Genomic DNA, 13,380 nt, shown 5'->3' on the forward strand with positions numbered 1-13,380 from the left:
TTTAGTTTTTGTAGTTGTATTTGAATTCTTTCAGGATCTTTCCTGCCGCATCATTCTCTCTGATTTCTTTGAGTCTGTTGGCAGAATCGTAAATATAGACTTCCCTGATTCCGGAGGGTGGCGTAATGCTCGTTACACCAATCAATGGATCGTAGGTGTAGGTTGTAATCTGGTAATCTGAGAAGAGTGAGTCTTTCCTGATATTATCAAGTGCTGTAAGAAGTGCAGGTTCGTTTGCGGGATTGGATGCATCCAGATTAGATGCCTGTATTGCAAGATTAATTAAAGCATTTGAAAAATTCCTCGATCCAACTATTTTTACTATTGGTAAGGATTGATTATAACCCCAAATAATTGCAGTCCAGACACCATCTTTTGTAGTGTATTGTAGTAGATTGCCTTTATTATCGTATTGATCATAGGTCACTTCTGTTGACATCGTACCGTTTAAAACATTGAAAGACAGTGAAGAACTTGGCAACACATTAGTCGCATGATCATATTTTATTTCTGTCTTGGAAATTGTTTTTCCAGGATCTGAGAGATTCTGTTTTTTAATAACGGTAGTTTCCAAAGGAATTCCTATCATGTTAGCATTCATCAGCTTCTGATTACCTTTCTCAAAAGCATACGCATAGGATGTTTCATGAACAGATTGATCAGCAAGAGTTGTTATCTGTTTTGTGAGTTGGTTCTGCGGATTTAAATACTCATTTTTTATATTTGTGATAATTTTAATATTTGGATCATTAGAATTGGGAAAATCGGTAATTGTTGTTTCAGACAATAAAGCTTCATCTATGCTTGTCGGGTAATACGTAATAAATTTATTCTTAATCTCAAAAGGATCTCCAAATGGTGAAGGGTAAATATCAGTTCCTAGAATATTATAGACTTTCCTGTCTTCATTAAAACTGTATGTATTTTCAATGATCTTATTATAAACGATATTATTATTATGAATTTTAAATAATTTATCACTGAGTAATTTTCCGTCAACATTTGGAAAAGAAAATAAACGATAGAATTTTTTTCCGACAGATTGTGTTAATAAAGATAAAATACCATCGTTTCCAAGAATCTGCCGATCATCTGCACCTAGCTGATAAAAATCTGGTGAAAATAATGTGAAATCTTCATTTCTCGGTTTTACATAATATCTTTTTTCTTCACCGCCTTTTTCAAATTGATCTCCTCCGAAGCTGATGGTTATATCTGAATACATAGGATCATTGAAATTGAAATAGTTTGGTTCAGTCAAATTCCCTGATGGATAATTATATCCTAATGAACTTACATTAGGAGTTGATTTAAGGTTTTCAACCACCGTAGAAGAGCCTGGGTAACTATCAGTAGGATGGTCATAGCATCCGGAAGAGGTTTGTGCATTAGGTAATCTTGTTTGTAGAAGAAAATGAGTCTTAAAGTTAGGAATTAAAATAGTATTGTTCTTTTTTATATTGGGTATATCTAGAAAATTAGTATAATACATTCTTTTAATGTTTACAACGTTATTTTCTGAAATATCATATTGTTTTTTTAATCGAATTCCGGGTCCATTTTGAATATCGAGTTTTTTATACTTTATAGTTACGTGCCCCTCACAATTACTACAAACATTATTTTTAATTTTATATCTAAACTTATATTTTTTAGTACGATCGAGCGTAAATTCATCCTCTGCTTTGGTAGAATAGCCAGGAGTTATCTTACTCACTCCTAGGCTTTTATAATAAATAACCTGATTTAAATCATTAAGAATTTCAAGTTCAGCCATTGCTTTTAATGGAGGAGAAGTTGAAACATCATTAGATCTGAGATGAAGTGAAATTTGAGCTATTCCATTAAAAAATTCATACGGAAATAGTTCTTTATTATCAATATCAACATAGCTTATAGGGTCACCCATCAGCTGGTTACCGATATTTAAATGAAACTCTTCATCTTTAGGTGCTTCACTGATAGGTTCGTATTCAAATATTGTTTTTCCCTTTGTAGGATAAGTTATGGATTTTAATGTTCCATATTTTGCCAATTCAAAGACAGGTCTGCGATCAGCAAAATTATTATATGCAGGATTACTAGTTCCCTCAAATAAATTTATATTGGGAATAAGCGTATTTATACTATTGCTTTGATCATTGTAATATCCAAGATAATCAATAGATTTAGATAATCGAGCGGGCATTTCTAAAGGTTGGTCATACTCTAGTGTATATTCTTGCTTTAGAGTTAATGTATTTAGATGGCTTTCATAAAATTTTACTTGGGTTAAAAAGTATCTTTGCAGGACATTGTTATTTAAATTGTCTATATAATTAAAAGTATATTTTTTTAGTAAATTATTATTGACATTTATGTTAATATTACTTAGTTTATTATATAAAATATGGTCATTTGAATACTCAAATGAAATGATTTTATCTTCTGAAATAATACTTTTTATTCTTTTCGGATCTGAAATTTTTAAAAGACTGTTGTTCTGTTGAATTCCACCAACTGGTAGGGGATGTCCACCACAAGCTGGCTCCGAAATTATGACAATATCTGAATTATAATTTTGTTGTATTCCTGTAACTATTTGACGTGTAGTTCCTGTTTCATATTCAAAATTAACAATCTGATCAGTACCGGTACTGGTTATATCTTTCAAATAAAAACTAGTTACACCCGCTGTTGAAGGGTCATCTTTGTTTAATGTTTTTTCAGTAAATCCGGTACTTCCAAAATGATATATAATTCCTTCGTTTGTAGTAATTTTGAATTCATAATTTTGGCTAAATGACCCTATAACTTCTACTTTACAATTATTGTCTTTAGTCAGTATTACTGGTTGAAAATTTCCATCTAAATAAAAGCTTCCGGAATAATGACCGATAGTAAAGTTGAAAATATCTACCTCATGATCATTATATTGTAATACATATGCTCCCCAAGTCTGAGGATTGGATAGAGTTATATATGGAAGCAGATTAAATAAATTGTGTACTACTTTTTCATCAGCAATATCATTTATAGTCCTTGTAATTATTCCTCCGGTATTTAAAATCCAATTTATGCCGGTACTGTTAGGTATCTCGTTTACTTTCACTCCAGCTTTAGTATATTTCAATTCTAAATCTAGAGGAATATTGCCATTTTTAAGTGAAAATAATGGAATATTAACCATAGGTTCTCCCCTAAAATCGTTGATTTCGGTATTTCCGAATTGCGATTTATAAAATGATTCCGGTGATGGAGGGATTACGTCATATGGTGCATCGGTATTGTTGGCTTGTCCAAAAATAATTAAGCTTGTAAAGCTTGTAAAAATTAATAGTATTTTTCATCATGTTTTTATTTTTTAATCAGTTTAGCATTCGCAGTCTCATTCGTATCCGTTTTTATCGTCACCAGATACGCCCCCTGAATCAGATTCTGCGTATTAATCTTGGTCACTTTATTCTTAGTTTTCAGGCTCTGCAGCTGTCTTCCGCCCATGTCGTAAATGGTAATGTCTGCTTCCTTAAAGTCAAAGCCGATTTCTACATAACAGTAATCAGAAACAGGATTCGGATAAATCTTGATGTCCTGCTTTTCAATCAGCTGATCCAGCTGTTTGTCTCCCAGCTTTACGATCTTCCAGTTCTCCTTTCCTAGTTCTTCGGCGCTCGTTCCTGCCAGAATAATCGAACCGTCTCTGTTGAGTTTGATATCCGATAACCTTTCTTCTCTTTTTCTCGATTCTCCTTTTACATGCTTTCTCCACTGCTCATTTCCATCCTGGTTCAGGTACAGCATCCAGAAAGTTTCATCATCAGTTTCAATTCTTCCTTCTGCCTGAGTGTAACCACCAAGTAAAATACCCTGAGTTAAATCTTTATTCTTTGCTCTTTCATCTTTCCTCTGAATCACATTCATCCCATCAGAATATCCCGGTTCTTGAAATTGTAGGATTTCTGCCATTGTTCATCCCCTTTTTCATTTAATGAAATCAGCCAGATATCGGTTCCTTCTTCAATGCCTGCTGTTTTGTTTCCTGATCTTTCGGATCTTGATTCACCGCCAACAATATATCCTGTAGAAGTCATCGCTAAAGTTCTCAGATGGTCATCTCCTTTTCCTCCGAAATTCTTCTCCCATTCTACTTTTCCGTCTTTGTTGAGCTTGATGATCCAGTAATCGCCTTCACCGAAGTTTTCCGTTTTCTTTGATCCGCCGGTATTGCTTCGAGAATAAATTCCCAGCAAAGCTCCGCCGTCAATGGTTGGAATCATCTTTTCCACTTCATCCAGACCTTTTCCGCCTAAAATAATCTGTGACAGTTCTTTTCCGTTTTTATCCAGTCTTGAGATCAGCACATCTTTTGATCCGTAACCTTTCGGTGCATTTTGCACATTTCCGGCCACGAAAAATCCGAAATCTGTGGTCTGAATGACTGCTTTCGCCTCTTCATCCTGAGCCGAACCCAGTGTTTTCTGCCACAGCTCATCTCCAAATTCATTAATCCGGATCAGCCAGATATCAGATCCGCCTTTAGCATCATCTTTTTTGTCTGAGCTTTTGCCTGAATAGGATGTCCCTGCTAAAAGAAATCCGCCTTCCTGCGTGGCAACCGTTGCCGAAAGAAAATCATGGTTCTGACCCGAGAAATATTTTTCCCAGACTTCTTCACCCTGCTGGTTGAGCTTCACCAAATGAAAGTCGTAGCCGTTGTTTTGTTTGTTTTCTGAAGTGAGTTTTTTTGCCTGAATGGAACTTCCTGTGATAAGATACTGTTGATCGATGGTTGTAGTAACCTGTGAAAGAAAATCCTGCGTGGAAGATTTGATGTCTTTCTGCCATACTACTTCCTGAGCGCACCATACAGCAGCAGTGCATATCAAAAATGCACCCGTGTAGAGTTTTTTCATCATTATGTATTTTTATGGTTTGTTATTAATTTTTTGCGAATTTATCTTTTTTTTAATATATACTACAATAGTTTTAACTAAATGTAATACGATGTAATTATTTAATGCAAAGCTAAATGGGTAATGCGACAGAACGTGACGTGTTCGAAAAGGTTAACTTATTAACAACCTCGAAATATTTAAATAAACAATCGAATACTGTCACAATAAGACATCATCTATTGGAATCACTTTCTCCGGGAAGTCTGTATCGCCCACAAATTCTTTGATATCAGTTTCGATTGTTCGGCAAATGGTATTTAAAGGTACATCATTGATGCTGTTATCAAAAGGATTTTCACTAAATTCTCCTATCTGCTCCATGGTGTAAAATACCCAGGAAATAAGCAGCGAAAAAGGTACCGTAAGCCAAACGCCATAGGTTCCCATTTTTGCCATTTCATTGACCAATCCAAATGGCAAAAGAAAAATAAACAGCATCACAAATATTCTACTGAAAACGCTAAATTGTCGGTATAATGGTGTGTTTTTAATTCTTTCACATCCCCCCTGATAATTGAGTAGTTCCACGATCTGTTTTACCAGATCACTGTGTTCATATTCATCAATTACAGAAGTTTTCTTCAGACGTCCCAGCTCGTGAATCTGCTTTTTTAAGATATGGTTAGCAATATTACTCCGAGATTGCATCATTTCGTAATATTCCATTTTTCCAATATCGGAAAATATTTTTTTCACACCGGCATCGAATTGTTCCAGTTCATTTTTTTCACTAAGAAATGTCTGGTGCAAATTATCCTTGCTCGTTGCCCAAGGAATGGTTTTGCGTAACTGAAGCCTAAGAATATTTACCCATCCTAAATGCCTGTATAAAAACTCTCTTTGAATTTCTTTATCCGGAACCACTGCAATGAACATTATCGCAAAGCTACGGCTTGTATTGGTGATGCCTCCCCACAATTTCCTGGCTTCCCAAAGACGATCATAAGCCTGATTATTTTTAAATCCTACGTAAAAAGCGACCGCTGTACCAATGGTAGCAATGGGTATAAAAGATATGCCTATCCATTTCCAGCCTATGACTTGATATAATATACAAACTGCTACAGAAGTGAGCAGTGTTCTAAACAGATTTTTGCGCGCAAAATGCCAAAGTAATGAAAACTTAAATTCTTTTCCTACATACATAATTAATTGTGTTTTTAATCTTATTTAAAGAATATAAATATATCCCGCTCAAAAATAAATAAATAATTTTTAATTTTTTTATTTTCTGAGAATTTGATTATTTTAAATGTATTAGTAGCTTTAATTTTTACTCAATAGCTTTGATTACTGAATATGGAATAATAAATTTCGGACATAGAAAAGGTTAGCCCAAAGCTAACCTTATATAATTACATGATTGAGTAATAATACTTTTATAAAGACTTCATATCAATCACGAAACGGTATCTCACATCGCTTTTCAGCATTCTTTCATACGCTTCGTTAATTTCCTGCATTTTTATCATTTCAATTTCAGAGACAATATTATGTTCACCACAAAAATCAAGCATTTCCTGAGTTTCGGCAATTCCGCCGATGACAGACCCTGCTACAGATTTTCTTCCAAGAATCATCGGGACAGTATTTAAAATATTTTCTAAACCACCTAAGTATCCAACCAAAACATGCGTTCCATTGATATTGAGTGTTGAAATATATGGATTCACATCATGGTCGTAAGGAACAGTGTCAATAATGACATCAAATTTACCTTTTACTGATTTCATTTGCTCCTCATCTGTAGAAATCACAACGTGATCTGCTCCTAATTGTTTTGCATCGTCAGATTTTCCCGGAGTTCTCGAGAATAATGTTACTTCAGCTCCCAAACCTTTTGCAAGCTTGATTGCCATGTGTCCTAAACCACCTAAACCAACAACGGCAACTTTAGAATTTGGCCCAACATTCCAGTGTTTCAGAGGCGACCAAGTGGTAATTCCTGCGCAAAGAAGTGGTGCAACTGCAGCCAGATCCAGGTTTTCAGGTATTCTCAAAACGTGATCGGCATCTACAACCACTTTTTCAGAATATCCGCCAAAAGTATGACCTCCCAAATGCTCATCTGTACCATTGTAAGTTCCTGTAAATCCTGTCAGGCAATATTGCTCAAGGTTTTGTTTGCAGCTTTCGCAGGTTCCGCAAGAATCTACAATACAACCAACTCCGGCAAGATCACCTACTTTAAATTGAGAAACTTCACTTCCTACTTTTGTAATTCTTCCTACAATTTCATGCCCTGGAACTGCTGGGTATTTTGTTCCGCCCCAGTCATTTCTTGCCGTATGAAGATCTGAATGGCAGACCCCACAAAAGAGAATTTCTATTTCTACATCTTTGGTAGTGGTCTGTCTTCTTTCGATATTCATTTGTTTTAAGTCGGCTTCCTTAGATTCCGTGCCGTAAGCTTTTACTGAGTATGTGTTCATTTTTCTGATTTTAAATTATTCTTCTTTATGCAAAAATCGGGACTTTTTAGCAATAAGCATTTATATAAATTGGTTTATTCAGTAAAATATTGATGTTATTTATTTAAAGTAATTGTACTTAACAGCCGTCCTGATAAAAAGTCTTCAGAAGTATTGTTTTTTAACATAACAATATTAATTTTAAACTTAAATTCATTTTTTGGGAATGCAATTACAACAACACATTGAAACCCACACTTTCCGGACCGCTTTTGGAAAAATTTTAGCTTTGAAACAAAATGGAATCTTCAAAGCTAAAAACATCCGTTATGCGCATTCGGAAAGATTCAAAAGACCGGTTGCTATAAAACCTTCGGATTCTGAAATAATTTTTCCTGAAAAAACTCCGGTTTGCCCGCAGAATATCAGTCCTCTTCTGGAAAAAATGATCGGAAAAACAAATCTTGATGACTTTGAAGTGGATGAATCATCACAATTTATTTCAGTTTTTCGACCTGAGAATTTTAATGAAAATGAAAAATTATCTGTAGTTGTCTGGATTCACGGGGGTTCTTATGAAATTGGTTGTGGAGATCTTACAACAGCTGATCCTATAGATTGGGTTAGAGAGCAAAACCTGATTGTTGTCACCGTTTCCTATCGTCTCGGAATTTTCGGATTTCTTGGCGGAACTGATGAGAGACCGGCAAATTTAGGCTTGTTTGATATTATTGAAGCTTTAAAATGGGTTAAAAATTACATATCGTATTTTGGTGGTGATGCAGAAAATATAACACTTTTCGGACAGTCTTCAGGGGGTGATGCGATTGCTCATCTAATGGTTTCAGAGGGCGTTGAAGGTCTGTTTAAAAGAGTCATTATTCACAGTGCACCCTTAGGTTTAAGGCAGAACAGAAGTAAAATGTCTGCCGAATTTTTAATGAATACCAAAAATTTTAATATAAATTCTGACGTTCTGGAAATCGTAGAAGATTATAAAAAGAATACACCGTCATTTTTTAAATATGGTTTGAAAGCTGCAATGCCATTCGGAACTCAATACGGTTTCCCGCCATTGTGTAATGAAAATGAAGCAGAAGAAAAATGGAAAAAGAATGCTGAAAATATTGATGTTTTAATCGGTTTGAATGACGAAGAAACTTCGTTTTATTTAAGAGCTTCAGATCATATAAACACGTATCTGCCGAAAAAGATAATTGATAAGACAATCCGGTCGACCACAGAAATCATCTACGGAAAACCTGCAAAAGATTTTGCTGAAAGCTATGCAAAAGCAGGAGGGAATGTTTATTTATTCAGAATTCACCCGCGACTTTCTGGTAATCAATTCATGGGAGCTCACGCGATTGATCTTCCATTCATCTTTGGAAATGAATCTGCATGGAAAAATGCCGGTATTTTAAATAATATCCCATGGACATATGTTGATGAAAATGGCAGAAAATTGAGAAAGCTCTGGGCAGAGTTTGCCCAAAGCGGTAAAATTGCCAACGATTCTGAAAGACCGGAGATCCTGGAACTGCGAAAAATTTAGTTTTTTCTATTATAAAGTATAAGTTATTCAGGTAACCAAACACTCACATTCCCGGCCGGAACAGGAAAATTCCCCCAACCTTTTTCGTCGATTATTACTTTTTCTTCATACCTGCCCAACGAATCATAAAAGGTCTGCCCAATATATTTTTCACCCACTTCCATAGGTTTTTCGTAAGCGTCTTTATTGCTTAAAACAACAGCGCAGCCTTTGTGCTCATCATCACCTTCACGAATCCAGCCAAGACAATTGGCATCTTCAAAATAATCTCTCTGAATACCGTAAGCATTTTCTTTTCTTGCTTTTAGAAGCTCTTCGATACCGTCAACTTTATCCAAAAATATTTCCTGCTCGTTTCCTTCACGGTCATTGTCTTTGTAATGAGCTCCGTATAAATCGGGATAAAAAATACAAGGATAACCTTTTTCTCTCAACAGAATCAATGCGTAGGCTAAAGGTTTAAACCAAGTCTCAACAGGAGCTTCCAAATCCTGCAAAGGCTGCGTATCGTGATTGTCGACAAGGCTTACCGAATGTTCAGGATTTGCATCTGTAAGGGTCTCATCAAAAATCCTCCGCAGATCATAAGAATCCCCTTCTTTGGATGCAGTATGGAAATTATTTTGCAGCGAGCTGTCAAAAAGACTCATACAGCCTTCCGTGGTATCTATGTATTTCTGAAGTAAACTCAATTGTCCGGGAGCCCAGTATTCGCCGACCGCAAAGATGTTTTTACCCGAGTTGGATCGCAGCATCGTGAGCCATTCTTTATAAAAATCAAAAGAAATATGTTTTAAAGCGTCTAATCGCACACCGTCAAAATCGGTTTCTTTAAAATACCATTGTGCCCATTTGTTGAGTTCTTCACGCACATGAGGATTTCGGTGTTCCACATCATTGAACATGAGATAATCATAGTTTCCTTTTTCATCATCGATCATCTCTTCCCAATCATTACCATATTCAGACTGAATTTTATAAATGTGAGATTCTTTTCCTTCCGCATAATCTACTCCGCTGAAGCAGGTGAAATTCCATTCAAATTCTGAATATTTTTTTCCTCTACCCGGAAAAGTGAATTTTGTGTATGATTGAATGTCCGAAAATTCTGAAATTATTTTCTGACGGTTATCTTCGTCTACTTTTGCTGCCTTAAAGGTTTCAAGCTCGTCACCGCCGGCTTTATGACCCAAAACAATGTCTACGATCACCTGTATATTGTGTTTTTTTAGAGCCTTAATAGCACTGATATAATCTTTCTTGGTTCCATATTTTGTCGAAATGCTGTTTTTCTGGTCAAATTCGCCGAGGTCATAAAGGTCGTAGGCATCATATCCTACAGAAGAGCTTCCGTCTGTACCTTTATAAGCCGGCGGAAACCAAACTGATGTGATCCCTAATCCTGATAAGTATTTTGCTTCTTTTTCCGCATGTTTCCACAGTACACCTTCTCCGTCACTGTACCAGTGGAAAAACTGAATCATTGTCTGGTTCATAGTTTAATTGTATTTGGTAGTATCAATTTAATGAAAGTTATTGGTTAGTCTTCAAATTCCTCAAAACGAATTTTAAGCTGAACAGAAATCTGCTTCTTTTCTTCTGTGTTGAGATGTGATAACGACAGACCCAATAATCGTACCGCTTTATCGTAAGGACGCAGTTCCCAGAGTTTTTTTGAAATTTTAAAATATTGTTCGGGAGAGCTGAAATATTCTTCTTTTGTGATGCTTCTTGTAAAAAGTGAGAAATCTTTGTATTTTATTTTTAAGGTCAGAGATCTACCCATAATATTGTTTTTTGATAAGCGATGATGAAGTTCCTCACTTAAACTCTCAAGTTTTTCGTCAATCTGCTGCTCATCTGAAAGATCTTCAAAAAAAGTTCTCTCTACGGCAACACTTTTTTGAATTCTGTGAGGCTTCACTTCAGAATGATGAATGCCACGGACTACATCATAGTAATATCTTCCGGATTTACCGAAAAGTCTCGTTAAATCTTCCAGTGATCTTTTCTTTAAATCTTTGCCCTTATAAATCGCCAGACTAAACATTTTATTGGCGGTAACTTTGCCTACACCGTAAAATTTTTCTACAGGAAGTTCTTCCAGAAATTTTTCAATTTTCTCCGGGTGAATGGTTTTTTGTCCGTTGGGTTTATTGATGTCGGAAGCTACTTTAGCCAAAAATTTATTAACAGAAATTCCTGCAGAAGCCGTTAAGCCAGTTTTTTCGAAAATTTTCTGTCGGATTTCTTTAGCAATCTGATTCGCAGATTCTATTCCCATTTTATTATCGGTCACGTCAAGATAGGCTTCATCTAGAGATAAAGGTTCTACAAGATCTGTGTATTCGTAGAAAATCTCACGGATCATTCGCGAAATTTCTTTATATCTTGGAAATCTTGGAGGTACAAAAATCAAATGCGGACATTTCTCTTTTGCTGTTTTGCTGGGCATTGCAGAACGTACCCCATATTTTCTTGCTTCATAACTCGCTGCCGAAACTACACCACGATGTCCGCCGCCGACTGCAAGAGCTTTACCACGTAATTCAGGATTGTCGTGCTGCTCCACAGATGCATAAAATGCATCCATATCAACATGAATAATTTTGCGAACCGGAAAAGAAGAATCCATATTACAAAGATATGGATTCATTTATTTCTGTTAAAGTTTTAAATTTAGGTATAAGGCTTTTTCAGAGTAAACTCTACTTTAAAAGTTGATCAATTGCAGCCTGAATTTCCGGATCTTCAGGAGAAATGGCATAGTATTTTGCAATCTCAGATTTCTGATCAACGACCATATATCGTGGAATCCAGTTGAGGTCGATATAATTGTTGAAATCATTTTTCCAGCCGACAGAAAACCAGTAATTTTCTTTTTCCTTCATATTAAATCTTTCAAGGCTGCTGTCAAACTTTTCTTTAGATCTCTCCAAAGAAAAGAAAACAAAATCGATGTTGGGATTGTTTTTTTCTAATTCTTCAGCTTTTGGTAAAGCAATAAGACAATCTCTGCACCATCCGGCCCAAAAATCGATAACGAGAACTTTACCTTTATGCTGATTTAATATTTCCTGAACGGTGATTTTTTTACCGCTCTCATCTTCCAATTTTTGGTTTAAAGCTTCTTTTGAAAACTGAGTTTTTAAAACTTCAGGCGTTTTTTGAGAACATCCTAAAGTGAAAATACTCAACATCAAAATAGTCATGAGTTGCTTCATTTTATTTTTTTACAAATCTAAACATTGCAAAGTAATTGTAGGGTGAAATCGTCTGATTTAACAAAAATTTGAGATATTGAGATCGTTATTTTAAAATACAAAATCCGCAACAGCTGCTGCAGATTTTAATATTGGGTTTAAAACTTTTTATTAACGTAATTGAGAATCAATTGATTAAATTCTTCTTTTTTATCAATAATAACGTTGATTGGCCAGTAATACACATCGTCTCGCAGATAATCGAAAGTCTTCAGACGTACATAATCTTTTTCTGTAGTAAGAATCAGCTTGTACTCTCCCAATTTTTTGTATTCATCAACAATATTCTTGATATCTGCGTCAGTAAAATTATGATGATCTCTGAATTTGAGATGTTTTACTTTCTGAGAAAATTTTGCCAAATGATTCAGCAAAGGTTTTGGGTTGGCAATTCCGGTGATCAGAAGAATGTCGTAATAATTAAGGTTGTTATCCGGAAGTGTTTTTTCTTTTGAATACACATTTTCATCATATCCGATTGACGAGAAAAATACTTTCTGTTTATGTGACGGGTGTATTCTTGAAATATAATATTGCTTGGTTTCTTCTGTAAGCTCATCCGGACATTTGCTGACCATGATAATGTCTGCACGGCTTACTCCCGCTCTTGATTCGCGCAAATCCCCTGCAGGAAGAAGATGATCTTTAAAATAAGGATCATTAAAATCGGTCATTAAAATATTCAATCCGGCTTTGATCGCTCTGTGCTGCATCGCATCATCCAGAATCAAAACATCAAGATCCATATCTGCAATTACCTTTTTAGCTCCGGGAACACGGTCTTCTGAAACGGCAACGACAAAGCGGTTTTTGAATCTTTCAAAAAGCTGCATCGCTTCGTCACCCACAGTTTTGTAATTGCTGTCATAATTGGTAACATCGTAACCTTTTGTAAGTCTTCCGTAACCTCTGGAAAGCACTCCGGTTCTGTAATATTTTGACAAAGATTTAGCCAAGTACATTACCATAGGCGATTTCCCGCTTCCGCCCACAGAAAGATTACCGACATTGATTATCGGAGTTTTGAATGTCGTAGATTTTAAAATTCCCAGATCATACATTGTGTTTCGGATGCCCGTCACCATATGATAACCCAAAGAAAAAGGATAGAGATACCATCTTTTCATACGTTGGCAAAAATAAGAATTTTATAGAGCATTTTACCCAAAATATTTATGACTTATTAACATTTACTTTAAAAATTACATCTTTATTAT

Annotated in this window: 10 protein-coding genes; 1 reads left to right on the forward strand and 9 read right to left on the reverse strand. The window is 35.5% G+C overall.

Annotated features, from left to right (window positions below; all coding sequences use genetic code 11):
• Position 1: 1 nt before the first annotated feature.
• From K0U91_RS09040 to K0U91_RS09055, 5 genes are all read right to left on the reverse strand, one after another.
• Positions 2 to 3,169, reverse strand: coding sequence for a hypothetical protein (locus K0U91_RS09040; RefSeq protein ID WP_220180824.1), 3,168 nt, complete (start codon positions 3,167 to 3,169; stop codon positions 2 to 4).
• Positions 3,170 to 3,336: 167 nt separating this feature from the next.
• The gene (locus tag K0U91_RS16250; protein WP_259429333.1) at positions 3,337 to 3,945 is read right to left on the reverse strand and encodes a T9SS type A sorting domain-containing protein; all 609 of its coding nucleotides are present in this window, start codon (positions 3,943 to 3,945) and stop codon (positions 3,337 to 3,339) included.
• Complete coding sequence (locus tag K0U91_RS16255) at positions 3,897 to 4,892, reverse strand: hypothetical protein (RefSeq protein ID WP_259429334.1); 996 nt, start codon at positions 4,890 to 4,892, stop codon at positions 3,897 to 3,899. Before K0U91_RS16255 ends, K0U91_RS16250 begins: the two co-directional genes overlap by 49 nt.
• 201 nt (positions 4,893 to 5,093) lie before the next feature.
• The gene (locus K0U91_RS09050) at positions 5,094 to 6,080 is read right to left on the reverse strand and encodes a bestrophin family protein (RefSeq protein ID WP_219970389.1); all 987 of its coding nucleotides are present in this window, start codon (positions 6,078 to 6,080) and stop codon (positions 5,094 to 5,096) included.
• A gap of 233 nt (positions 6,081 to 6,313) precedes the next feature.
• On the reverse strand, positions 6,314 to 7,366 hold the full coding sequence (locus K0U91_RS09055; RefSeq protein ID WP_219970390.1) for an NAD(P)-dependent alcohol dehydrogenase: 1,053 nt from the start codon (positions 7,364 to 7,366) through the stop codon (positions 6,314 to 6,316).
• 205 nt (positions 7,367 to 7,571) lie between these two features.
• Here K0U91_RS09055 and K0U91_RS09060 point away from each other — a divergent pair, with 205 nt between their 5' ends.
• Positions 7,572 to 8,900 (forward strand): carboxylesterase family protein, encoded by a 1,329-nt coding sequence (locus tag K0U91_RS09060; protein WP_220180605.1) that lies wholly within the window; start codon positions 7,572 to 7,574, stop codon positions 8,898 to 8,900.
• Positions 8,901 to 8,923: 23 nt separating this feature from the next.
• Here K0U91_RS09060 and K0U91_RS09065 read toward each other — a convergent pair whose 3' ends face one another.
• The 4 genes from K0U91_RS09065 to lpxK all read right to left on the reverse strand — a co-directional run bounded on the left by K0U91_RS09065 (position 8,924) and on the right by lpxK (position 13,290).
• Complete coding sequence (locus K0U91_RS09065) at positions 8,924 to 10,396, reverse strand: alpha-amylase (RefSeq protein WP_220180604.1); 1,473 nt, start codon at positions 10,394 to 10,396, stop codon at positions 8,924 to 8,926.
• 44 nt (positions 10,397 to 10,440) lie between these two features.
• Positions 10,441 to 11,535: a DNA polymerase IV gene (dinB, locus tag K0U91_RS09070; RefSeq protein WP_220180609.1), complete on the reverse strand. Its 1,095-nt coding sequence runs from the start codon at positions 11,533 to 11,535 to the stop codon at positions 10,441 to 10,443.
• Between the two features lie 73 nt (positions 11,536 to 11,608).
• Entirely contained in the window at positions 11,609 to 12,124 is a 516-nt protein-coding gene (locus tag K0U91_RS09075; RefSeq protein WP_220180603.1) for a TlpA family protein disulfide reductase, read from the reverse strand.
• Between the two features lie 137 nt (positions 12,125 to 12,261).
• Positions 12,262 to 13,290, reverse strand: coding sequence for a tetraacyldisaccharide 4'-kinase (gene lpxK / locus K0U91_RS09080; protein ID WP_220180602.1), 1,029 nt, complete (start codon positions 13,288 to 13,290; stop codon positions 12,262 to 12,264).
• Positions 13,291 to 13,380 lie beyond the last annotated feature (90 nt).

The sequence above is a fragment of the Chryseobacterium sp. LJ668 genome, from assembly GCF_019613955.1.
In the GTDB taxonomy this organism is placed as follows: domain Bacteria; phylum Bacteroidota; class Bacteroidia; order Flavobacteriales; family Weeksellaceae; genus Chryseobacterium.